Origin of the sequence: Serratia sp. N21D137, from assembly GCF_047530005.1 — a bacterium.
In the GTDB taxonomy this organism is placed as follows: domain Bacteria; phylum Pseudomonadota; class Gammaproteobacteria; order Enterobacterales; family Enterobacteriaceae; genus Chania; species Chania fonticola_B.
Genome location: NZ_JBLJAJ010000012.1, coordinates 88,045 through 110,071, shown reverse-complemented (window position 1 = coordinate 110,071; position 22,027 = coordinate 88,045). Strand labels below are relative to the sequence as shown.

Annotated in this window: 20 protein-coding genes; 14 read left to right on the top strand and 6 right to left on the bottom strand. The window is 55.5% G+C overall.

Annotated features, from left to right (window positions below; translation table 11 throughout):
* The first annotated feature begins 164 nt into the window (after window positions 1-164).
* The 5 genes from rnc (at window position 165) to acpS (ending at window position 3,676) form a co-directional block, all read left to right on the top strand.
* Window positions 165-845: a ribonuclease III gene (gene rnc, locus ACMV5H_RS12005; protein WP_021178901.1), complete on the top strand. Its 681-nt coding sequence runs from the start codon at window positions 165-167 to the stop codon at window positions 843-845.
* Window positions 842-1,750: a GTPase Era gene (gene era, locus ACMV5H_RS12000; RefSeq protein WP_094982606.1), complete on the top strand. Its 909-nt coding sequence runs from the start codon at window positions 842-844 to the stop codon at window positions 1,748-1,750. The genes rnc and era overlap by 4 nt, the downstream gene beginning before the upstream one ends.
* Before the next feature lie 8 nt (window positions 1,751-1,758).
* A complete protein-coding gene (gene recO, locus ACMV5H_RS11995) occupies window positions 1,759-2,490 on the top strand; it encodes a DNA repair protein RecO (protein ID WP_021178899.1) in 732 nt (243 codons plus the stop codon).
* Between the two features lie 74 nt (window positions 2,491-2,564).
* A complete protein-coding gene (gene pdxJ, locus ACMV5H_RS11990; RefSeq protein WP_071683945.1) occupies window positions 2,565-3,296 on the top strand; it encodes a pyridoxine 5'-phosphate synthase in 732 nt (243 codons plus the stop codon).
* Window positions 3,296-3,676: a holo-ACP synthase gene (gene acpS, locus ACMV5H_RS11985; RefSeq protein ID WP_059201551.1), complete on the top strand. Its 381-nt coding sequence runs from the start codon at window positions 3,296-3,298 to the stop codon at window positions 3,674-3,676. Before pdxJ ends, acpS begins: the two co-directional genes overlap by 1 nt.
* 195 nt (window positions 3,677-3,871) lie before the next feature.
* On the opposite strand, the gene ACMV5H_RS11980 is transcribed toward acpS, so the two are convergent.
* From ACMV5H_RS11980 to ACMV5H_RS11965, 4 genes are all read right to left on the bottom strand, one after another.
* Complete coding sequence (locus tag ACMV5H_RS11980; RefSeq protein ID WP_071683942.1) at window positions 3,872-4,132, bottom strand: YfhL family 4Fe-4S dicluster ferredoxin; 261 nt, start codon at window positions 4,130-4,132, stop codon at window positions 3,872-3,874.
* Between the two features lie 77 nt (window positions 4,133-4,209).
* Window positions 4,210-4,527, bottom strand: coding sequence for a helix-turn-helix domain-containing protein (locus ACMV5H_RS11975; RefSeq protein WP_024484273.1), 318 nt, complete (start codon window positions 4,525-4,527; stop codon window positions 4,210-4,212).
* 1 nt (window position 4,528) lies between these two features.
* The gene (locus tag ACMV5H_RS11970; RefSeq protein WP_071683941.1) at window positions 4,529-4,873 is read right to left on the bottom strand and encodes a type II toxin-antitoxin system RelE/ParE family toxin; all 345 of its coding nucleotides are present in this window, start codon (window positions 4,871-4,873) and stop codon (window positions 4,529-4,531) included.
* Between the two features lie 100 nt (window positions 4,874-4,973).
* Complete coding sequence (locus tag ACMV5H_RS11965; RefSeq protein WP_414821896.1) at window positions 4,974-5,783, bottom strand: MurR/RpiR family transcriptional regulator; 810 nt, start codon at window positions 5,781-5,783, stop codon at window positions 4,974-4,976.
* A gap of 231 nt (window positions 5,784-6,014) precedes the next feature.
* On the opposite strand from ACMV5H_RS11965, the gene yfhb reads away from it, so the two are divergent.
* On the top strand, window positions 6,015-6,662 hold the full coding sequence (yfhb, locus tag ACMV5H_RS11960) for a phosphatidylglycerophosphatase C (RefSeq protein ID WP_414821895.1): 648 nt from the start codon (window positions 6,015-6,017) through the stop codon (window positions 6,660-6,662).
* A gap of 39 nt (window positions 6,663-6,701) precedes the next feature.
* Here yfhb and yiaY read toward each other — a convergent pair whose 3' ends face one another.
* Window positions 6,702-7,853: an L-threonine dehydrogenase gene (yiaY, locus tag ACMV5H_RS11955; protein ID WP_059201549.1), complete on the bottom strand. Its 1,152-nt coding sequence runs from the start codon at window positions 7,851-7,853 to the stop codon at window positions 6,702-6,704.
* A gap of 327 nt (window positions 7,854-8,180) precedes the next feature.
* Between yiaY and tadA the strand changes: the two genes are divergently transcribed.
* On the top strand, window positions 8,181-8,687 hold the full coding sequence (gene tadA / locus ACMV5H_RS11950; RefSeq protein WP_024484269.1) for a tRNA adenosine(34) deaminase TadA: 507 nt from the start codon (window positions 8,181-8,183) through the stop codon (window positions 8,685-8,687).
* A gap of 15 nt (window positions 8,688-8,702) precedes the next feature.
* On the opposite strand, the gene mltF is transcribed toward tadA, so the two are convergent.
* Window positions 8,703-10,160 (bottom strand): membrane-bound lytic murein transglycosylase MltF, encoded by a 1,458-nt coding sequence (mltF, locus tag ACMV5H_RS11945; RefSeq protein WP_414821894.1) that lies wholly within the window; start codon window positions 10,158-10,160, stop codon window positions 8,703-8,705.
* 275 nt (window positions 10,161-10,435) lie between these two features.
* Between mltF and purL the strand changes: the two genes are divergently transcribed.
* The 7 genes from purL (at window position 10,436) to ACMV5H_RS11910 (ending at window position 21,978) form a co-directional block, all read left to right on the top strand.
* A complete protein-coding gene (gene purL, locus ACMV5H_RS11940) occupies window positions 10,436-14,329 on the top strand; it encodes a phosphoribosylformylglycinamidine synthase (protein WP_414821903.1) in 3,894 nt (1,297 codons plus the stop codon).
* 821 nt (window positions 14,330-15,150) lie between these two features.
* Entirely contained in the window at window positions 15,151-16,587 is a 1,437-nt protein-coding gene (locus ACMV5H_RS11935) for a sensor histidine kinase (protein WP_037376562.1), read from the top strand.
* 3 nt (window positions 16,588-16,590) lie between these two features.
* Window positions 16,591-17,463, top strand: a complete 873-nt coding sequence (gene qseG, locus ACMV5H_RS11930; RefSeq protein WP_414821893.1) for a two-component system QseEF-associated lipoprotein QseG — start codon at window positions 16,591-16,593, stop codon at window positions 17,461-17,463.
* Window positions 17,460-18,800 (top strand): two-component system response regulator GlrR, encoded by a 1,341-nt coding sequence (gene glrR / locus ACMV5H_RS11925; protein ID WP_414821892.1) that lies wholly within the window; start codon window positions 17,460-17,462, stop codon window positions 18,798-18,800. The genes qseG and glrR overlap by 4 nt, the downstream gene beginning before the upstream one ends.
* Window positions 18,801-18,899: 99 nt before the next feature.
* Window positions 18,900-20,522, top strand: a complete 1,623-nt coding sequence (locus ACMV5H_RS11920; RefSeq protein ID WP_021178887.1) for an NAD+ synthase — start codon at window positions 18,900-18,902, stop codon at window positions 20,520-20,522.
* Window positions 20,523-20,535: 13 nt separating this feature from the next.
* Complete coding sequence (glnB, locus tag ACMV5H_RS11915; RefSeq protein WP_004847623.1) at window positions 20,536-20,874, top strand: nitrogen regulatory protein P-II; 339 nt, start codon at window positions 20,536-20,538, stop codon at window positions 20,872-20,874.
* A 180-nt stretch (window positions 20,875-21,054) separates the two neighbouring features.
* The gene (locus tag ACMV5H_RS11910; RefSeq protein ID WP_021807699.1) at window positions 21,055-21,978 is read left to right on the top strand and encodes a LysR substrate-binding domain-containing protein; all 924 of its coding nucleotides are present in this window, start codon (window positions 21,055-21,057) and stop codon (window positions 21,976-21,978) included.
* Window positions 21,979-22,027: the final 49 nt, after the last annotated feature.

Sequence of the window (22,027 nt, the reverse complement as noted above, 5' to 3'; positions counted from 1 at the left end):
GCAGCAATATATTTCCACTCGTTGTAGAATAGCCCCTCGAGCGATAAAAGTTGGCCCCTTTTGGGCGCCACTGCAAACGAAACAGCTTTGGATTGGCTTTTGGCAAAGCAGGCCTGTTCCGTATGCTGCAAGTTTTTGACGCATTCTTGATCTATTGGTAACTCATGAACCCCATCGTAATAAACAGGCTGCAGCGGAAGCTGGGCTACACTTTTCAACAGCAGGAGCTCTTACTGCAAGCGTTAACTCACCGTAGCGCCAGCAGTAAACACAATGAACGTCTCGAGTTTCTGGGTGATTCGATCCTTAGTTTTGTCATCGCCAATGCGCTCTACCAGCGTTTTCCTCGCGTAGACGAAGGAGACATGAGCCGCATGCGTGCCACGCTGGTGCGGGGCAATACGTTGGCGGAGATGGCGCGCGAATTCGACCTGGGCGAATGTTTGCGTCTTGGGCCGGGCGAGCTGAAAAGTGGTGGATTCCGCCGCGAGTCGATCCTGGCGGATACGGTGGAGGCACTGATTGGCGGTGTGTTCCTGGATAGCGATATTCAAAACGTCGAGCGCCTGATTTTGGACTGGTATCGTAGCCGGTTGGACGAAATCAGCCCCGGTGATAAGCAGAAAGACCCGAAAACTCGTTTGCAGGAGTTTTTACAAGGTCGTCATCTGCCATTGCCAACATATCTGGTGGTGCAGGTTCGCGGTGAGGCGCACGATCAGGAGTTTACTATCCACTGTCAGGTGAGTGGTTTGAGCGAGCCCGTCGTGGGTACCGGTTCAAGCCGCCGTAAAGCCGAGCAGGCGGCAGCGGAACAAGCGCTGAAAAAGCTGGAGCTTGAATGAGCGAAGAAAAACAATACTGCGGTTTTATTGCGATCGTAGGTCGTCCCAACGTGGGCAAATCCACGTTGCTGAACCAACTGCTGGGGCAAAAAGTCTCCATCACCTCGCGTAAACCACAGACGACCCGTCACCGCATTATGGGTATCGATACCGATGGCGCTTATCAGGCCATTTACGTCGACACCCCGGGTCTGCATATCGAAGAAAAGCGTGCCATCAACCGTTTGATGAACCGCGCGGCCAGCAGCTCAATCGGCGACGTCGAGCTGGTGATCTTCGTCGTGGAAGGCACCAACTGGACTGCCGATGATGAAATGGTGGTCAACAAACTGCGCGGCCTGAAAAGCCCGGTTCTGCTGGCGATCAACAAGGTCGACAACGTTACCGACAAATCCAAGCTGTTGCCGCACATTGCGTTCCTCAGCCAGCAGATGAACTTCCTGGATGTGGTGCCGATCTCTGCCGAAAAAGGCATGAACGTGGACACTATCGCGGCTATCGCACGCAAAGTGTTACCGGAAGCGGAACACCACTTCCCGGACGATTACATCACTGACCGTTCCCAGCGCTTTATGGCGTCTGAAATCATCCGTGAAAAGCTGATGCGTTTCCTGGGTGAGGAACTGCCTTACTCAGTGACGGTCGAGATCGAACAGTTTGTACCGAATGAGCGCGGTGGTTACGACGTGCACGGTCTGATCCTGGTTGAGCGTGAAGGCCAGAAGAAGATGGTGATCGGCAACAAAGGTTCGAAGATCAAGACCATCGGTATTGAAGCCCGTCAGGACATGGAACAGATGTTTGAAGCCAAAGTGCATCTGGAGCTGTGGGTGAAAGTGAAATCGGGCTGGGCGGACGACGAACGTGCGCTGCGTAGCCTGGGCTATACCGACGACCTGAAGTAATACCTCCTATGGATGGCTGGGAGCGCGCTTTCGTCCTGCATGGGCGGCCCTTTAGTGAAACCAGCCTGATGCTGGACCTGTTCACGGAAGGTCATGGGCGGGTGCGCTTGCTGGCGAAAGGCGCACGCAGTCGCCGTTCCAATCTGAAGGGTTGCTTGCAACCCTTTACTCCTCTGTTAGTACGCTGGGGCGGTCGTGGCGAAGTTAAAACGCTGCGCGGTGCCGAAGCGGTCTCCCTCGGTTTACCCCTCAGCGGCATGATGCTTTACAGCGGTCTTTACGTGAATGAACTGTTGTCACGGGTGCTGGAGCAGGAAGGCAACTATTCGGTGTTGTTCTTCGATTATCTGCAATGCTTACAGGCCCTGGCAGCGGAAGACAGCTCCCCGGAGCATGCCCTGCGGCAGTTCGAATTGGCGCTGTTAGGGCACTTGGGTTACGGGCTGGATTTCCTCCATTGTGCTGGCAGCGGTGAGCCGGTGGATGATGGCATGACCTATCGCTATCGGGAAGAAAAAGGCTTTATCGCCAGCCTGGTGGTGGATCATTACAGCTTTACCGGCCGTGAACTCCGCGCCCTGGATGAACGCCAATTCCCCGATGCAGAAACCCTGCGTGCAGCCAAGCGCTTTACCCGCATGGCGCTAAAACCCTATCTCGGCGGTAAGCCGCTCAAGAGCCGTGAACTGTTTCGTCAGTTCGTGCGTAAACAACCCGATACCCCCGTCGACGAAGCCTAAGCGGTTTCTGCTTTTGCCGTTTTGCCCGCCCGTGTAAACTGCTGCTACTGAAAATGACTTAGTAGAGGGTTGTCATGGCTGATTTACTGCTGGGCGTCAATATCGATCATATTGCCACGTTACGTAACGCGCGCGGCACCAATTACCCGGATCCGGTGCAGGCGGCATTTATTGCCGAGCAGGCGGGGGCCGATGGCATCACCGTTCACCTGCGTGAAGATCGCCGTCATATCACCGACCGCGACGTGCGTATCCTGCGCCAAACCATCCAGACCCGTATGAACCTGGAAATGGCCGTCACCGATGAAATGCTGGATATCGCCATTGAGCTGAAACCTCAATTTTGTTGTCTGGTGCCGGAAAAGCGTCAGGAAGTGACCACCGAAGGCGGGCTGGACGTGGCCGGGCAGCAGGACAAAATGGCCGTGGCGGTTGAACGCCTGGCGCAGGCTGGCATTTTGGTTTCGTTGTTTATCGATGCCGATCACCGTCAGATCGACGCGGCGGTAGCCGTAGGTGCACCTTATATCGAGATCCATACCGGTGCCTATGCCGAAGCGCAGGGCGATCTGGCCGTGCAAGCCGAGCTCAAGCGTATTGCCAAAGCGGCTACCTACGCGGCCAGCAAAGGCCTGAAGGTGAATGCGGGACACGGTTTGACCTATCATAACGTGCAGCCGATCGCCGCGCTGCCAGAGATGCATGAGCTGAATATCGGCCATGCCATTATTGGCCAGGCGGTGATGAGCGGTTTACCGGCGGCGGTGGCTGACATGAAGCTGCTGATGCGGGAAGCGCGTCGCTAATGGCGGTACTGGGCTTGGGAACCGACATCGTGGAGATGGCGCGTATCGAAGCGGTGGTGGAACGCAGCGGCGATCGCCTGGCTCGCCGGGTGTTAAGCCCGGCCGAATGGGAGGTGTATCAGCAGCATCAGCAGCCGGTACGCTTCCTGGCGAAACGTTTTGCGGTCAAAGAGGCCGCCGCCAAGGCGTTCGGCACCGGCATCCGCAACGGCCTGGCGTTCAATCAGTTCGAAGTGTTCAATGATGCCCTGGGTAAACCCAATATCCGGCTGCATGAACGTGCAGCCGAGTTGGCGCAGGAGATGGGGGTCAAATCAATCCACGTTTCTTTGGCGGATGAACGCCGCTATGCCTGTGCTACGGTGATCATCGAGGGGTAATTGCCCAGAGTGGTTGCCAGGTGCCGGAGACAATCTACTCCCCTCATCCCAACCTTCTCCCACAGGGAGAAGGAGCTAGTTAGGCGTTGCCGTCTGTTACAGAAGTCAGTCTGTGGCACATTCGTTGGAAGAGCAAAGGTGAGCTCAATAACGATAAATAGCTCGATCGGCCCCCTTTGGGAGAGGGCATTGAACTCACAGACTATCGGCATGGTGCAGCACGACAAACTTGTCCCACAGCTGTTCCTGGTTCTCTACGTGCTGCGGATCGGTAATGATGGTGTTATCGATCGGGCACACCTGCTGGCAGGTTGGGGTCTCGTAATGCCCCACACATTCGGTGCAGCGGTTGGCATCGATCTGATAAATCTCATCCCCCATCGAAATCGCCTGGTTCGGGCATTCCGGCTCGCACATATCGCAGTTGATACATTTTTTGGTAATCAATAAAGCCATATCAATAAGTTACTCATTTAATCTTTTAAAATAAGCACTGGTTCGGTCAGCCGGTTTAACGGGGGTGCTTATTACTGTCAGGCAAACACCACTTTAAGACTGCCGGGTGTCCGGCGTGGCTTGCCTACCACAATTTGTACATCACGCCCTAAGCGGGTCAGGCATTCTAGCATTTTGGCTTCGCTGATGCCCCGGAACTGGCCGCGCAACAGATTAGACAGCTTGGGCTGTGTCATCCCCAGGAGCTTTGCTGCCTGCTCTTGTGTCAGACGGCGACTTTTGATGATGTCGCCAATTGTGCTGGCAAGTTGGGCTTTAACCTGCATTTCTTCAGCGCCGTCGCTGCCAATATCGGCATAAACGTTGCCGCTGCTGACTTCGATATCTTGGCTCATACTATGCCCCTCTGGCATGATTTTCTGCGGCTTTCAGTCGTTCACGGATTTTGTCCATATCTGGTTTCGGTGTGGCGATCCCGGCTGAAGACTTTTTCTGGAATGCGTGCAGAACATACACGGCATCACCAAACTTAACGGTATAGACTGCACGATAAGTATCAGTAAGAAAGTCTTCTACTACCTCTAGTACTCCTGCCCCACCAAACCCTCTTAAGGGTTTCGTCTGGGAATGCTTACCACCTGCCTGCGCCAAGTGTAGAGCATAGCCGAAAACATCCTGAACCTCTTCGGGTAATGACTGGAGGTCTTTCTTACTGCTACCAACCCAATATAGTGGCTTCATCCGCGTTATCCATGCGTCAAATTATACCTATATGGATATAATTTAACATGACCAATGGTCGATTTATACTCAGAAAGCGAAAGAAGTTGATTTGATTAGTTCATACCACGTGTCCAACCGGCTCGTGCTGGAGCAGCGCCATAAACAGCAGGTCGGTCAGGGCGAACTGCGCGGTGCTGGAAGATATTGCCGCGCTGCGGATATTGGGCTCTTGCGCAATGGTATAAAGGCAGTGATCGGCCCGTTGCTGTAGGCCATTAGGTGAGAAGCTGGTCAGTGCCAACACCTTGGCTCCGGCAATACGTGCTTCTTCGGCGGCCAGGTTGATTTCACGCCGTTCGCCGCTAAACGAGATCGCCAGCAGCAGATCCTCCCTACTCAGCGCCTTTATCGTCGCCAGTTGAACGTACATATCCGCTTCTGCCACCGCCATCACGCCAATCTTTAGCAGCTTGAACGACAGGTCTTTGGCCACTAGCCCGGAAGCCCCGATGCCGACCAAGATCACCCGCCGCGCCGCGCGCAGCATCTCCAGGGCGGTAAGCAGCCGCTGTTCACTGTTGATATCCAGGGTAGCTCGTAATGCGGCCTGCTTTTCCAGTAGCAATTTCTCACCGACGGTTTTGAGCGGATCGCTGCTGAGGATGTGATTATGGACCGTCACCACCGGTGCGACCTGCGGTTGAGCCAGCACCTCACCTAATGCCAGCTTCAGCGCTGGAAATCCCTTGTAGCCCAGTTTCTGGGCGAATTTGACCACGCTCGATTGGCTGACACCGGCCAACTGGGCCAGCTTTTGTGAGCTGAGGTGGCAGGCCTGTTCAGCGTTATCCAACAGAAAGTCCGCCAGTTTGCGATCGTTTTGTGCCAGCATTGGGTAACTCTGACGAATGCGAAGAAGGGTACTCATGATTTTTTCCTTTGAGCCAGTCAGCATTCTGCCATGCCGGTGGCAATACGGGCAGCAATCATTTTTTGCGAGCTGGCCGCCAAAACACTTGCAGCAACACTATGACCTAATGAGTTAACGCGTATTGGGCGTCGACCAATGTCGGTTGTATCTGATCTGTCTAGTGACTACGATAATAGCCGGTTGTATTTTCACCTGCATAATGGGGTCAACGATCCTGAGGAGTAACGTTTGACTGACAAACCGGTTGCACAGGCCCAGCGCGTGGTATTTTTCGATCTGGATGGCACTTTGCATCAGGAAGACATGTTTGGCAGTTTCCTGCGCTTTTTGCTACGGCATCTGCCGTTGAATCTGGTGCTGGTAGTGCCGCTGTTGCCCATTATCGGATTGGGTTTGTTGATCGGTGGGCGGGCGACACGCTGGCCCATGAGCCTGCTATTGTGGGCAATGACCTTTGGCCGTTCAGAGACCAGGCTAAAAGCGCTGGAGGCGAAATTCGTCGATTATTTTCGCCGTAAGGTCACCGCCTTTCCGGTCGTGCAGATGCGTTTGCGCCAGTACCTGGATGCCCAGGATGCTCAGGTGTGGTTGATCACTGGCTCGCCGGAACGACTGGTGGAGCAGGTTTATCGGGATTCTGCGTTCCTGCCACGGGTACGGCTGGTGGGGAGTAGCATTGTGCGTCACTACGGGGGCTGGGTGTTGCCCATGCGCTGCCTGGGCGTTCAAAAGGTGGTGCAACTGGAGCAGCGCCTGGGAGCACCATTGAAACTGTTCAGTGGCTACAGCGATAGCAAGCAGGATAACCCTTTGCTCTATTTTTGCGAACACCGCTGGCGGGTGGGTAAAGAAGGCGAGTTACAGCAGTTGGATTAAATAAGGCTCCCCCAGTCAAACGAGGGAGCCTGGCAGCGGTTACATGGCTGCTTTAAAGATGGCCACAATCTGTTCGTGGCTTGCCTGGATTGGATTGGTAAATCCGCAGGCATCGTTCAGGGCGTTAGTGGCTAACGTAGCAAAGTCTTCTTCTTTGACCTGCAGATCGCGTAAGCCAGCAGGAATTCCCACGTCTTTCGCCAGTTGGCGAATGGCGGCGATACAAGCGGCAGCCCCTTGCTCATCGCTAAGGCCTGCAACATTTACGCCCATAGCGGCGGCAATGTCTTTCAGACGCCCTGCGGCAACCTGAGTATTGAACTCTTGCACGTGCGGCAACAGCACGGCGTTGCACACGCCATGTGGCAGGTTGTAGAAGCCACCCAACTGGTGCGCCATGGCGTGCACATAACCCAATGAGGCGTTATTAAACGCCATACCGGCCAGGAACTGGGCATAGGCCATGTTCTCGCGGGCCTGCATATTTTGCCCGTCGTTGACTGCATCACGTAAAGATTCGGCAATCATGGTGGCGGCTTTCAGCGCGCAGGCATCGGTGATTGGGTTGGCGGCGCTGGAGACGTAGGCTTCGATAGCGTGGGTCAAAGCATCCATACCGGTGGCAGCGGTCAGGCCTTTTGGCATGCCAGCCATCAGGTGAGGATCGTTGACCGACAGGATCGGAGTCACGTGCTTGTCGACAATCGCCATTTTGATGTGGCGCGCTTCGTCGGTGATGATACAAAAACGCGTCATCTCCGAAGCGGTACCCGCAGTGGTGTTGATCGCAACGACCGGCAACTGTGGCTTAGCTGAGCGATCAACCCCTTCATAGTCTTTGATTTCCCCTCCGTTAGCGGCGACCAGGGCAATCCCTTTCGCACAGTCATGCGGCGAACCGCCACCCAGAGAAACGACACAGTCACAGTGATGTGCGCGCAACAGTTCCAGGCCCTGTTTTACGTTTTCCGTGGTCGGGTTGGGATGGGTGCCGTCATAGACGCAGCTTTCAATGTTCTGTGCCGCTAACAGGGCTTGCACCTGAGCGACGACGCCAATGCCGTTCAAAACCTTGTCGGTCACGATCAGTGCGTTATGCAGACCATGCTCTTTCATGGTTTTTGCCGCGTCTTCCAGACAGCCGGAACCAATCATGTTGATGGAAGGGATAAAGAATGTTGAGGCAGCCATAACCTACTCCTTATAAAGGCTTTTTGCGTGAGGTAAACATTATCGTGCTAATGCATAAGAGAATATGATCTATCACAATTTAGTTAGAAAAAATTTGCTTAATTTTACGGCTTGATTTTCCACCAGTTTATAACGGTTATCTGAAATTTTAAGAGGTGAACAAAATTTAATCATCATTAAATATGATGTTATTGATTTGTTGGTGGCGTTTGAGCGATCGACAAACGTGGCGGGTTCAAGCTTATTTGCATCAACAAGGTCGAGTGGCTGCGGCAAAAGGGACTAGTGTGTATAATGCCCGCCGCGATGCGCACGAGGATTGATGTGGTGAATGAATATAGTGATGAGTATTGGATGCGTCAGGCGTTAAGCCTGGCTCAACGTGCGCAGGAAGAAGGTGAGGTGCCGGTTGGGGCGCTGCTGGTGCTGGACAATCAGGTGATTGGCGAAGGTTGGAACCGGCCGATCGGCCGACACGATCCCACCGCTCATGCTGAAATCATGGCGCTGCGGCAGGGGGGGGCGGTCTTGCAGAATTACCGCCTGCTGAATGCCACGCTGTATGTCACGTTGGAGCCTTGCGTGATGTGCGCCGGGGCGATGGTGCACAGCCGCATCCGTCGTTTGGTATACGGAGCGGCCGATGAAAAAACCGGAGCGGTGGGGTCGCTGGTGGATATTCTGCGCCATCCGGGCATGAATCATCAGGTAGAAATCGTCTCGGGCGTGCTGGCAGAAGAGTGCGCCGCCACCCTCAGCAACTTTTTCCGCATGCGTCGCGAGCAGAAAAAAGCGCTGAAACTGGCGCAACGGGCCGGAAAAGACCCACAATAACTACATATTGAATCACTACAGGGCGAGCGCCAGCTTGGCTTCCACGGCAGGATAGCCCTTGGCCAGTTCGGCCTGTTTCATCGCTTCTACCGCTTTCTTCTCTTTTTCCAACAGATAGCCCACCAGGCTGACCTGATAACGGCGGATGTTTTCCACGTAGTTATAGGCTTCGCGGCCACGGGCATAGCCATAAGTGAGTGATGGATAGTAGCGCTTCTGGCTCAGCATCGGCAGGCGCTGTTTCACGTCGACCCAACTGTCGGGGTTGCCTTGCTGGTTTTTGGTGAGTTTACGCGCGTCCAGCATATGGCCCCAACCCATGTTATAGGCGGCCAGTGCGAACCAGATCCGCTCATCTTCCGGCACCGTATCGGGAACTTTCGCCATCAGACGCTGCAGATAGAGCGCCCCGCCTTGAATACTCTGCTCTGGATCGAGCCTGTCGGTGACGTCCAGGCCGTCTGCAGTGGCTCTGGTCAGCATCATCAGCCCACGGACACCAGTAGGGGAGGTCGCCTGAGGATTCCAGTGAGATTCCTGATAGGCGATGGCGGCCAGCAGCTTCCAGTCAATTTCGCTGGCATACTTTTCAAACAGCGGACGGAAAGTGGGCAATACCGAGTCGATGGCCGACAGGAAGGTTTTAGTATCAACGTAGTCAAAACTGCCCACGTGTCCCAGATACTTCTCCTCCAACCGTGCCAGCGTGCCGTCTTCTACCCTTTGGCTATAAAAATCCAGCAGCGCGGCGTACAGGCTATCGTCATTGCTGCGCTTCAGATACCAGGTCACTGGCTCTTCATCGGTAATGTCAAAAGCGACGGCCAGCTGTGGATGGATACGCTGCAGCAGGGCAATGGTCACGGAATCGCCGATGGTGTAATCCAGCTTGCCATCGGCCACCTGTTCCAGTAGCTCTTTTGACGTCATATCGCTCGACGCTTCCCAACTGAGATCGGGGTATTTGCTTTGTTTGAGCTGCTTTAGCGTGCTGACGTGCGCCGAACCGGAGGCCACTGCCAGCTTGCCTTTGATATCGGCAAAGGATTTTGGCCGCGTGGTACCCAACCGATAAACCAACTGCTGGGAAACGGAATAGTACGCCGGGCCGGTACTGGCGCGGCTGAGGCGGTCCCGGTTGTAGATTAGCCCGGCGGCGAGAATATCGGCATTGTCGTCATCGAGATCGTCAAACAGGTCATTGATGTTTTGGTGTGGGATCACCACCAGCTTGACCCCCAGGTAGTTGGCAAAGCTTTTGGCCAGCTCATAGTCAAGGCCACTCGGCCCCTGTGGGGTAGTGAAATAGGTTAACGGTGAGTTTAACGTGCTGACGCGCAGTTCCCCACGCGCTTTGATCGCCTCGAGTTGGCCTCCCTGTCCACCACGCCAGGCGATATTGGGCCACAGGGCTAGCGCCAGCAACAGGGCCACAACACCGATTAGAATGTAATTTATTTTCAGGCGTTTCAAATAGTTATCTCAAATAGATGCACGCTTTATATTGACCGGAATCAGGATTTTTTCATGGTTAAATCACCAGTGCCGGGGCATTTTGCGCAACATTACGCCAGCGTGCAACTTTATTGATAGGTTATGAGAATTCGGCAGCGTGAATAGCTTTTATCAATAATAGCTACGCAAACGGTTTCGTCGGCGGCGCGGATTATCTATAATGGCGCGCGTTTTCCCCCTGTTGCGCCCAATGAAGTGCTGAACCCAGTTGCTTCGAAGACGAGAGAACTTTGATTATGGAAATACTGCGTGGTTCGCCCGCTTTGTCGGCTTTTCGTATTACCAAACTACTGTCCCGCTGCCAGGATGCTCAACTTCCGATCGGTGATATCTATGCCGAGTACGTTCACTTTGCCGATGTCAGCGCACCGCTAAGCGCCGAAGAGCAGGCCAAGCTGCAGCGGTTGCTCAAGTACGGCCCTTCTCTCGCTGAACATGCTCCGCAAGGCCGCCTGCTGTTGGTGACGCCGCGTCCGGGCACCATTTCCCCGTGGTCTTCCAAAGCCACCGATATCGCCCATAACTGTGGCCTGACGCAGGTGGTTCGTCTTGAGCGCGGTCTGGCATTTTATGTCACAGCGCCGACCTTAACCGATGCCCAGTGGCAACAGCTTGCCTCCCTGCTGCACGATCGCATGATGGAAACGGTATTCAGCGAGCTGCAACAGGCGGAAACACTGTTCTCTCATCATCAGCCCGCCCCGTATCAGACGGTGGATATCCTGGCCCAGGGCCGCAGCGCGCTGGAACAGGCCAACACCAAACTGGGGTTGGCCCTGGCGCAGGACGAGATCGACTATCTGCTGGCCGCCTTTACCGAGTTGGGGCGCAACCCAACGGATATTGAGCTGTACATGTTCGCACAGGCCAACTCCGAACATTGCCGCCACAAGATTTTCAACGCCGACTGGGTCATCGACGGCGAACAGCAGCCGAAGTCGCTGTTCAAAATGATCAAGAATACCTTTGAGCAGACGCCGGACTACGTGCTTTCTGCCTATAAAGACAACGCAGCGGTGATGGAAGGTTCCCAGGTAGGGCGCTTCTTTGCCGCGCCGCAAAGCGGCCTGTATGACTATCATCAGGAAGAAGCACACATCCTGATGAAGGTGGAAACCCATAACCACCCGACGGCGATCTCGCCTTGGCCAGGAGCTGCGACCGGTTCTGGCGGTGAGATCCGCGACGAAGGCGCTACCGGCCGTGGCGCGAAGCCGAAAGCTGGCCTGGTAGGGTTCTCGGTTTCCAACCTGCGTATTCCGGGTTTCGAACAGCCTTGGGAACAGGATTTCGGCAAGCCGGATCGCATCGTCACCGCGCTGGATATCATGACCGAAGGCCCATTGGGCGGTGCGGCATTCAATAACGAGTTTGGTCGCCCGGCGCTGGTCGGTTACTTCCGTACTTATGAAGAGCGCGTCAATAGCCACAACGGCGTTGAGCTGCGTGGCTACCACAAACCGATCATGCTGGCAGGCGGCCTGGGCAACATCCGCGCCGATCATGTGCAAAAAGGTGAGATTACCGTGGGTGCCAAACTGGTGGTACTGGGTGGCCCCGCGATGAACATCGGTTTGGGCGGCGGGGCGGCTTCTTCGATGGCCTCTGGCCAGTCCGATGCCGATCTGGATTTTGCTTCGGTACAGCGTGATAACCCGGAAATGGAACGCCGCTGCCAAGAGGTGATCGATCGCTGCTGGCAGATGGGCGATAGCAACCCGATCCTGTTTATCCACGATGTGGGGGCCGGTGGCCTGTCGAACGCGATGCCGGAACTGGTTAGCGACGGTGGCCGCGGTGGCCGTTTCGAACTGCGTGACATTCTCAACGACGAGCCGGGCATGAGCCCGCTGGAAGTGTGGTGTAACGAATCTCAAGAGCGTTATGTGATGGCAGTAGCGCCTGAGCAGATGGCGACCTTTGAGGAAATCTGCCGCCGTGAGCGCGCACCTTTTGCGGTGATTGGTGAAGCGACGGAAGAACGCCATCTGACGCTCAACGATCGCCACTTTGACAATCAGCCGATCGACATGCCGTTGGATGTGCTGCTGGGCAAAACGCCAAAAATGACCCGCGACGTGAAACGTCAGCAGGCGAGCGGCGAAGCGTTGCAGCGTGCTGATATCTCCATTGCCGATGCTGTCAAGCGGGTGCTGCACTTGCCAGCCGTCGCGGAGAAAACCTTCCTGATCACCATTGGCGACCGTACCGTCACCGGCATGGTTGCGCGCGACCAGATGGTCGGCCCGTGGCAGATCCCGGTAGCCGACTGTGCGGTAACCACGGCCAGCCTGGATAGCTATTACGGGGAAGCGATGTCGATCGGTGAGCGTGCTCCCGTCGCATTGCTGGATTTTGCCGCCTCAGGCCGCCTGGCGGTAGGGGAAGCGCTGACCAACCTGGCCGCGGTGGAAATCGGTTCGCTCAAGCGGGTGAAACTTTCTGCCAACTGGATGGCCGCAGCAGGCCACCCTGGCGAAGATGCCGGCCTGTATGAAGCGGTGAAGGCGGTGGGTGAAGAACTTTGCCCTGCGCTGGGGATCACCATTCCGGTGGGCAAAGACTCGATGTCGATGAAAACTCGCTGGCAGGAAGGCAATGAACAGCGGGAAATGACGTCACCGCTGTCGCTGGTGATCACCGCATTTGCTCGCGTGGAAGATGTGCGCCACACCGTGACGCCGCAACTGCGTACCGACAGGGGTGATAGCGCACTGTTATTGATTGACCTGGGTAATGGCCACAATGCCCTGGGGGCAACGGCGTTGGCGCAGGTTTATCGCCAACTGGGCGACAAGCCAGCCGATGTTCGCAACGTGGAGCAATTGGCCGGTTTCTTCAACGCGATGCAGCAACTGGTGGCGGATCGTGCGCTGTTGGCCTATCACGACCGTTCCGACGGCGGCCTGTTGGTCACCTTGGCCGAGATGGCATTTGCCGGGCATTGCGGCGTAGAAGTCGATATTCAGGCACTGGGTTCCGACGCCTTGGCTGCCTTGTTCAACGAGGAACTGGGGGCGGTGATCCAGGTGCCTGCTGCGCAACTGGCAGCCGTACAGCAAGTCTTTGCCCAACACGGTCTGACGGATAACGTGCATCATCTTGGCCAGGCGCTGAGTGGCGATCGTTTCGTTATCACCAGCGCTGGCAAACCAGTGTACAGCGAAAGCCGCAGCACTCTGCGTACCTGGTGGGCTGAAACCACCTGGCAGATGCAGCGCCTGCGTGATAACCCGGAATGTGCCGATCAGGAGCACCAGGCCAAGCAGGACGAGCGCGATCCGGGGCTGAACGTCAAGCTGACTTTCGCTACGGACGACGACATCGCGGCACCTTATATCGCCAAGGGCGCACGCCCTAAAGTTGCGGTATTGCGTGAGCAAGGGGTTAACTCCCACGTTGAGATGGCGGCGGCGTTCCACCGTGCCGGTTTTGATGCGGTTGATGTTCACATGAGCGATCTGCTGGCAGGCCACCGCGATTTGCAAGAGTTCCACACGCTGGTGGCCTGTGGCGGCTTCTCTTATGGCGACGTGTTGGGGGCTGGTGAAGGCTGGGCGAAATCGATACTGTTCAACGAGCGCGTACGCGATGAGTTTGCCGATTTCTTCCATCGCCCGCAGACCTTGGCGCTGGGCGTTTGTAACGGTTGCCAGATGATGTCCAACCTGCGTGAACTGATCCCGGGGGCTGAACATTGGCCGCGCTTTGTGCGCAACCTGTCGGATCGTTTCGAAGCGCGCTTCAGCCTGGTGGAAGTGGCCAGTAGCCCGTCGCTGTTTATGCAGGGTATGACAGGTTCGCGCATGCCGATTGCCGTCTCTCATGGTGAAGGCCATGTAGAAGTGCGCGATGCGGCACATCTGGCGGCGTTGGAACATCACGGCCTGGTTGCGTTACGCTTTGTCGACAACCATGGTCAAGTGACCGAAGCTTACCCTGCCAACCCGAACGGCTCACCGAATGGGATTACCGCAGTGACTAGCAGCAATGGCCGCGCCACCGTAATGATGCCGCATCCAGAACGCGTGTTCCGCACCGTCAGCAACTCCTGGCATCCAGAGGAGTGGGGTGAAGACAGCCCTTGGATGCGCATGTTCCGCAACGCTCGCAAGCAACTGGGGTAATTTAACCTGAGGTTTGCGTGAAGTTTACTGAGGCGCTGCATTGGCGCCTTTTTTATTTCTTTATTTTTTAATCGGTTAGCCCGTATGTCGGTTTTTTGAGACAAAGGCCATATTGCCTGTCTCTAAAAAGAGACATTTAAATCATTGATTTTTATATGAGTTAAATCGATTGGATTTAGTTGTCGTGTTTTGGCGACGGTATGTCGGATTAATACTCAAGCTCGACTACCCAAGTAGAGCGTCGGAAGTGATGTTAAAATAAATTATCTTTAATAAACAATGTGATATAAATATTTTCATAAAGTTGGCACGGAAGGTGCATTATAACTATCAGTTGCTCATTCAACTTTTTATGATTGGCCCCGTCTAGTACGGAACAGCGCCTCATAAGCCTCCGAATGATGCCTAAGAAATGGTGCCTATCGTCCAACCAAACCGATAACAGACGCGCAAGCGACTTTATCAAGCATCGGACGACACGTGGAGTGAGGCACCGCCTAGTATCCAACTGTGATGATATGTTCATCAATCCCGGATACTTTTTGGATGCTATTCGTCCCAATCAGATGCCAGCTTAGTGCTACATCACCTGGGGACGAGGAGTAAGGGCATCCACATGTTCCTTGCGATGGGGCATCATGCCCCAGCGTCAATATACAAACCGCATTGCCTCCGTTATTTCCCTCGATACGTTCTCAAACCACATCAGTTTCCTCTTTTGGGATAACGCGTTTTTGCTTATCTGAACGCCATTAATCCGCTGCCGGGCTTTTCTCTCCCCGGATTGTCGGTTAGCATCTGGGCAGACTAGAGATAATGAGATGATTTCTTTGAAAAGATGGCGTCTATTTCCACGCTCGTTGCGCCAATTGGTCGTAATGGCGTTCCTGCTGGTGCTGTTACCGCTGCTGGTATTGGCTTATCAGGCCTACCAAAGCCTGGATCATCTCAGCGCGCAGGCGGCGGATATCAACCGTACGACGCTGGTGGATGCCCGGCGCAGTGAGGCAATGACCAGCGTGGCGCTGGAAATGGAGCGCAGCTATCGTCAGTATTGCGTACTGGTCGATCCGACCCTGGAGCGGCTGTACCAGAACCAGCGTAAACAGTATTCACAAATGCTGGATGCCCATGCCCCGATCCTGCCGGACGAACGTTACTACCAGACACTTCGTAAACTGCTGACTCAGCTAGCCACTATCAAGTGCCAGAGCAGCGGGCCGGACAAGGACGCTTCACTACTGTTAGAGTCTTTTTCACATTCCAACGCCGAAATGGTCCAGGCCACCCGTACCGTAATCTTTTCCCGTGGGCAGCAACTGCAGCAGGCGATCGCCGAGCGTGGCCAATACTTTGGTTGGCAAGCGCTGTTGCTGTTCCTGGTCAGCGTGCTGTTGGTGGTGCTGTTTACCCGCATGATTATCGGGCCCGTCAAGGCCGTTGAGCGTATGATTAACCGCCTGGGGGAAGGGCGTCCCATCGGCATGACGGCATCCTTTAAAGGCCCGCGAGAACTGCGTTCTTTGGCTCAGCGGATTGTCTGGTTGAGCGAGCGCCTGGCCTGGCTGGAATCGCAGCGCCATGAGTTCCTGCGCCATATCTCCCATGAGCTGAAAACACCGCTGGCCAGCATGCGTGAAGGCACCGAGCTGTTGGCCGATGGTGTGGCAGGCCCGCTCACCTCCGATCAGAAAGAGGTGGTGGCGATCCTCGATCAGAGCAGCCGCCATCTGCAATTGCTGATTGAGCAACTGCTGGATTACAACCGCAAACTGGCAGATGGCCCGTCGGAACATGAAAACGTCGAGCTGGAAGAACTGGTGGATATGGTGGTCGCCGCCCACAGTTTGCCGGCACGTGCCAAGATGATCCGTACGGAAGTCAAACTTGAGGCGGAAATCTGCTGGGCAGAGCCTACGCTATTAATGCGCGTACTGGATAATCTCTACTCCAATGCGGTGCACTACGGCAAGGAATCCGGTAACATTTGGATCCGCAGCCGCCAGGTCGGCCAGCGGGTACAGATTGACGTTGCCAATACCGGCAGCGCGATCCCGCAAGCGGAACGAACCATGATTTTTGAGCCTTTTTTCCAGGGGAGTCACCAGAGAAAAGGGGCCGTTAAAGGAAGCGGACTGGGGCTGAGCATTGCACAGGACTGTATTCGCCGTATGCGTGGCGAATTGACATTGGTGGATCTCGCCGATGCCGACGTCTGCTTCCGTATTGAATTGCCATTAACCGCCGAGAATGAATAAATAATGTACACAGGGTCTAATCGCGCTTATCAATCGCAGACCGAAGGTTCACCGCGTGTTTCTCTACGCGCACCGCTCGGCAAACATTCGCTTTCTTTTTTGGGCACGATCCTTTTTGCCCCGTTTCTGCTGATCGGCTGTGTCGATCGTGCCGTCAGTAGCGGCCCAGCCCAGCAGCAACAGGAAGCAATCCCGGATACCAAGGTGGTGGATTACCGCATTGCGCCTTGCGATACGCTATGGCAGCTTGACGAAAAAGAAGCCTTGGAAAACTCACTCTTTTGGCTGCGGGCGATGGACTGCGCCGATCGTATCGGCTCCACGCAGGCCAGAGCGTTAGCGAAAACCCTGCCGGGCAACAATTGGCAGGACGTGTTCAAGCAAAGCATTTTGCTGGGCAGCGCTGAGCCGAGCTCGAGTGAGCGCCGTCAGATCATCGATCGTCTGAACAGCTATCGTCTCGAGTTCCCTAACTCGCTGCGTCCATTGCTGCAACTGTGGCGTCAGCAGCAGGCGTTGCAAGTGAGCCTGTTTGACGAGCGCGCGCGTTACCAGCACCTGCAGGAAAGTTCAGACAGTCAGATCGATTCGCTGCGCCAGAACCAGATCCATCTGCAAAGCCAGTTGCAGGAGACCTCCCGCAAACTGGAGAACCTGACCGATATCGAACGCCAGCTCTCGTCACGTAAGCAAATGCAGGGGGAAATCCCGGAAAGCAGCGTGGCGCAGCCTAAAGCCGAGCCCGCAGGCAAGCCCGCCAAAGTGGCCGAGCCCGCAGAGCCAGCCCCGGTGACTGAAAGCGGTACCGCCTTGCCGGTAGAGCCGGAAGAGACCTACACGCCGCCCGCGGCTAACAAGGAGTCCCCAGCGCAATGACAGCTCGCAAACCGGCCAATTTGTTGTTGGTTGACGACGATCCCAGCCTGCTCAAGCTGTTGGGAATGCGCCTGACCAGCGAAGGTTTTCACGTTACCACGGCGGAAAGCGGCCAAGAGGCTTTGCGCCTGCTGGCCCGCGAAAAGATCGACCTGGTGATCAGCGATCTGCGGATGGATGAAATGGACGGCATGGCGCTGTTTGCCGAGATCCAGAAATACCAGCCGGGGATGCCGGTGATTATCCTGACCGCCCACGGTTCTATCCCGGACGCGGTGGCGGCGACTCAACAGGGAGTGTTCAGCTTCCTGACCAAGCCGGTCGATCGCGATGCGTTGTATAAGGCGATCGATGAAGCGCTGTCGCTGTCGTCGATCCCTGCCGGTGATGACAGCTGGCGCGAGGATTTTGTCACCCGTAGCCCAATTATGCTGCGGCTGCTTGAACAGGCCAAGATGGTTGCCCAGTCGGACGTCAGCGTGCTGATTAATGGCCAGAGTGGCACCGGCAAAGAGGTGCTGGCACAGGCTATTCATGCGGCCAGCCCACGGGCCAAGAAAGCCTTTATCGCCATCAACTGCGGCGCGTTGCCGGAGCAGTTGCTGGAATCGGAGCTGTTTGGCCATGCCAAAGGGGCGTTCACCGGTGCCGTCAGCAGCCGTGAAGGTTTGTTCCAGGCGGCAGAAGGGGGCACGCTGTTCCTGGATGAGATTGGCGATATGCCGCTCTCGCTGCAGGTAAAATTGCTACGCGTGTTGCAGGAACGCAAGGTGCGCCCACTGGGCAGCAACCGCGATCTGGATATTGACGTACGCATCATTTCCGCCACCCACCGCGATCTGCCTAAAGCGATGGTAAAAAACGAGTTCCGTGAAGATCTCTATTACCGTCTGAACGTGGTTAACCTGAAAATACCAGCGCTCAACGAGCGGGCCGAAGATATCCCGCTGTTGGCCAACCATCTGCTACGTGCTTCGGCGCTGCGCCACAAACCTTTTGTACGCAGTTTCTCCTCCGATGCCATGAAACGCCTGATGACCGCCAGCTGGCCCGGCAACGTGCGCCAGTTGGTGAACGTGATCGAGCAGTGCGTGGCATTGACTACGGCGCCGGTGATCAGTGAAGCGCTGGTTGAGCAGGCGCTGGAAGGGGAAAACACGGCGTTGCCAACCTTTGTCGAGGCGCGCAACCAGTTTGAATTACACTATCTACGTAAACTGTTGCAGATCACCAAGGGTAACGTTACCCAGGCCGCGCGCATGGCGGGCCGTAACCGTACTGAGTTCTATAAATTGTTGTCGCGCAATGAACTGGATGCCAACGATTTCAAAGAATGATGTTTTCTTTTCTGAACCTGCATGCGCAGGTTCTCAACAAAGTAGCCGGAATGATTTACACTCCGGTTTCTTTGTTGTGGCATGGCAGACCATAGAGATATGAGCAGATCACTTTCCATTGCGTTGGCCCAGCTGAATTTGCTGGTGGGCGATATTGAAGGCAACAGCGAGCGCATGTTGCAAACCGTGCAGGAGCAGCAGAAGGCGGGAGCCGATCTGGTCATGTTCAGCGAACTGGCGCTGTCCGGCTATCCGCCGGAAGACCTGCTGTACCGTGATGATTTCTACCAGCGTTGCGATACCCAGCTAAGCCGCTTGCAGCAGGCCTCCGCCGAGGTGGCGATCCTGGTCGGCCACCCGTGGCGTGAAGACGGCAAGCTGTATAACGCGCTGTCCCTGTTCTCTGAGGGGGCTTTGCAGGCTCGTTACTTCAAGCAACAGTTGCCTAACTACGGCGTATTCGATGAGAAGCGCTACTTCCATGCGGGTGATAAAAACTGCGTGGTGGAGCTGAAAGGTTACCGCCTGGGGCTGCTGATCTGCGAAGATCTGTGGTTCCCGGAACCGGTCGATGCGGCGAAAGCAGCGGGGGCAGAGATCCTGCTGTCGATCAACGCTTCCCCGTATAACCGCGAAAAGCCGTATATCCGCAAAACCCTGATGTCCGGCCACTGCCAGCGTACAGGGTTGCCGTTGGTCTATCTGAATCAGATCGGCGGGCAGGACGAACTGATTTTTGACGGCTGTTCAAAAGTCTTTGATGCCGCTGGCAATATGACTCATCGCCTGGCGGCTTTCGCCGAACAGGTGACTCTGCTTGAGTTCAAAGGCCTGGAAGTGGTGCCGATGACGGCTCCGGCTGCAGAGTTGCCACAGCTGGCGCAGGTGTATGAAGCGCTGGTGCTGGCCGTACGCGACTATGTGACCAAGAACGGTTTCAAAGGTGCGGTGCTGGGCTTGTCCGGCGGGATCGACTCGGCGCTGACCCTGGCGATCGCCGTGGATGCGTTGGGCAAAGACAAGGTTCAGGCCTTGATGATGCCGTTCCGCTATACGGCAGATATCAGCATCGCCGATGCCAAGGAAGAGGCCGAAATCCTCGGCATCGAATTTGACATCGTCTCGATTGAACCCATGTTCGACGCCTTTATGGGCCAGCTCGCCCCGATGTTTGCCGATACCGCACGGGATACCACCGAAGAAAACCTGCAGGCCCGCTGCCGTGGCGTGGTGCTGATGGCGCTGTCTAACAAACGCGGCAGCATCGTGTTAACCACGGGTAACAAAAGCGAGGTGGCTGTCGGTTATTGCACGCTGTATGGTGATATGGCTGGTGGCTTCGACGTATTGAAAGATGTGCCGAAAACCCTGGTGTTCAAGCTTTCCGAATACCGTAATACCGTCTCCTACGTGATCCCTCAACGGGTGATCGATCGTCCACCGTCTGCCGAGCTGGCGCCGGATCAGCTCGATCAGGATAGCCTGCCACCGTATGACATTCTGGATGCTATTCTGGAAGGTTATGTCGAGCGCGATAAATCGGTCGCCGATCTGGTTGCTGAGGGCTTTGAAGAAGCCGTGGTGCGCAAGGTGATCCGCCTGGTGGACATCAACGAGTACAAACGCCGTCAGGCCGCCGTCGGGCCGCGCATTACCGCCCGTAACTTTGGCAAAGACCGCCGCTATCCGATCACCTCCGGCTTTGGCCGTAAAAATTGGTAATTAAGGAATAAAAATGAAAAAAATTGACGCGATTATCAAGCCCTTCAAACTGGATGACGTGCGTGAAGCACTGGCCGAAGTAGGCATCACCGGCATGACGGTGACCGAAGTGAAAGGCTTTGGTCGCCAGAAGGGCCATACCGAGCTGTACCGTGGTGCCGAGTATATGGTCGACTTCCTGCCAAAGGTTAAAATCGAGATCGTGGTAGCTGACGATATCGTGGATACCTGTGTGGAAACCATCATGCAGACGGCGCAGACCGGTAAAATTGGCGACGGTAAAATCTTTGTCTTCGACGTGGCCCGTGTCGTGCGTATCCGTACTGGCGAGCAGGACGAAGAAGCGATTTAATCAAAGCCCTAACAGGCTCATAACCAAGGCGCGGCTTAGCTGCGCCTTGGTTGTTTTTGTGCACTCCCTCCCCCTTTGCGTTCTAAAAAAGCGAACGACATCGCGTTTTTCACACATTTCCTGATGGCTTACCGGTGAGCATCTACACTCAAACCAACTGTTTTGTTTGAGGTTGCTACCATGATGACGTTACGCCAAATCCGCCATTTTATTGCCGTAGCCGAAACCGGGTCGATCTCGGCGGCGGCGCAGGCGGTGTTTGTGTCACAGTCTTCGCTCACGCTGGCGATCCAGCAGTTGGAAACCGACATTGGCGTCCGGTTGTTCGAGCGCCACGCCAAGGGAATGAACCTGACCCACCAGGGGCACCAGTTCCTGCGCCAGTCGTACCTGATCCTGGCCACGGTGGATAATGCCAAGCGCAGCCTGCAGCTGGGCACCGAAAGCCTGAGTGGCAAACTGACCATCGGCGTCACCAGCCTGGTGGCGGGGTATTTCCTGGTGGAGCTGCTCAAGCGCTTCAAGTCTGCCTATCCCAACGTGACTATCCAGGTGATTGAGGACGAAAGGCCCTATATCGAGCATTTGCTGGTGAGCGGTGAAATCGATATCGGGGTGCTGATCCTGTCGAACATTGAAGATCGCGACGCCTTACAGACCGAAGTGCTGATGCACTCGCCGTATCGCCTGTGGCTACCGCCGCTGCACCCGCTGCTGGAGCACGAAAGCATCGGTTTGGCAGACGTGGCCAAACAGCCGCTGATCCAGCTCAACGTCGATGAAATGGACGTTCATGCCCGGCGCATCTGGGGACGCGCGGGCCTGAAGCCGGAGATCGCCATGAAAACCGCCTCCACCGAAGCGGTGCGTAGCTTGGTGGCGGCGGGCATGGGCATTGCCATCCTGCCAGATATGGCTTACCGCGCCTGGTCGTTGGAGGGCAACATGATTGAGGCGCGCAAGCTGGTGGATTTGCTGGAACCGCTGGATATCGGCCTGGCCTGGCGGCGTGGCAGTGCGCGGCCTGAATTGGTAACCCCATTCCTCACGATTGCGCGGGAGAACAGCAAAACGAACATGACCGGCCTCAAGCATTCGATTTAATCGAACGCTGCCTTCAGTATTTAGAATTTGTTGTCCGCAGTGCGCTCGC

What these genes read in the sequence shown, in the direction of transcription:
- rnc (WP_021178901.1), top strand. Translation starts at nt 165, where the DNA reads ATGAACCCCATCGTAATAAACAGGCTGCAGCGGAAGCTGGGCTACACT.
- era (WP_094982606.1), top strand. Translation starts at nt 842, where the DNA reads ATGAGCGAAGAAAAACAATACTGCGGTTTTATTGCGATCGTAGGTCGT.
- recO (WP_021178899.1), top strand. Translation starts at nt 1,759, where the DNA reads ATGGATGGCTGGGAGCGCGCTTTCGTCCTGCATGGGCGGCCCTTTAGT.
- pdxJ (WP_071683945.1), top strand. Translation starts at nt 2,565, where the DNA reads ATGGCTGATTTACTGCTGGGCGTCAATATCGATCATATTGCCACGTTA.
- acpS (WP_059201551.1), top strand. Translation starts at nt 3,296, where the DNA reads ATGGCGGTACTGGGCTTGGGAACCGACATCGTGGAGATGGCGCGTATC.
- ACMV5H_RS11980 (WP_071683942.1), bottom strand. Translation starts at nt 4,132, where the DNA reads ATGGCTTTATTGATTACCAAAAAATGTATCAACTGCGATATGTGCGAG.
- ACMV5H_RS11975 (WP_024484273.1), bottom strand. Translation starts at nt 4,527, where the DNA reads ATGAGCCAAGATATCGAAGTCAGCAGCGGCAACGTTTATGCCGATATT.
- ACMV5H_RS11970 (WP_071683941.1), bottom strand. Translation starts at nt 4,873, where the DNA reads ATGAAGCCACTATATTGGGTTGGTAGCAGTAAGAAAGACCTCCAGTCA.
- ACMV5H_RS11965 (WP_414821896.1), bottom strand. Translation starts at nt 5,783, where the DNA reads ATGAGTACCCTTCTTCGCATTCGTCAGAGTTACCCAATGCTGGCACAA.
- yiaY (WP_059201549.1), bottom strand. Translation starts at nt 7,853, where the DNA reads ATGGCTGCCTCAACATTCTTTATCCCTTCCATCAACATGATTGGTTCC.
- ACMV5H_RS11935 (WP_037376562.1), top strand. Translation starts at nt 15,151, where the DNA reads ATGATTTCTTTGAAAAGATGGCGTCTATTTCCACGCTCGTTGCGCCAA.
- qseG (WP_414821893.1), top strand. Translation starts at nt 16,591, where the DNA reads ATGTACACAGGGTCTAATCGCGCTTATCAATCGCAGACCGAAGGTTCA.
- glrR (WP_414821892.1), top strand. Translation starts at nt 17,460, where the DNA reads ATGACAGCTCGCAAACCGGCCAATTTGTTGTTGGTTGACGACGATCCC.
- ACMV5H_RS11920 (WP_021178887.1), top strand. Translation starts at nt 18,900, where the DNA reads ATGAGCAGATCACTTTCCATTGCGTTGGCCCAGCTGAATTTGCTGGTG.
- glnB (WP_004847623.1), top strand. Translation starts at nt 20,536, where the DNA reads ATGAAAAAAATTGACGCGATTATCAAGCCCTTCAAACTGGATGACGTG.
- ACMV5H_RS11910 (WP_021807699.1), top strand. Translation starts at nt 21,055, where the DNA reads ATGATGACGTTACGCCAAATCCGCCATTTTATTGCCGTAGCCGAAACC.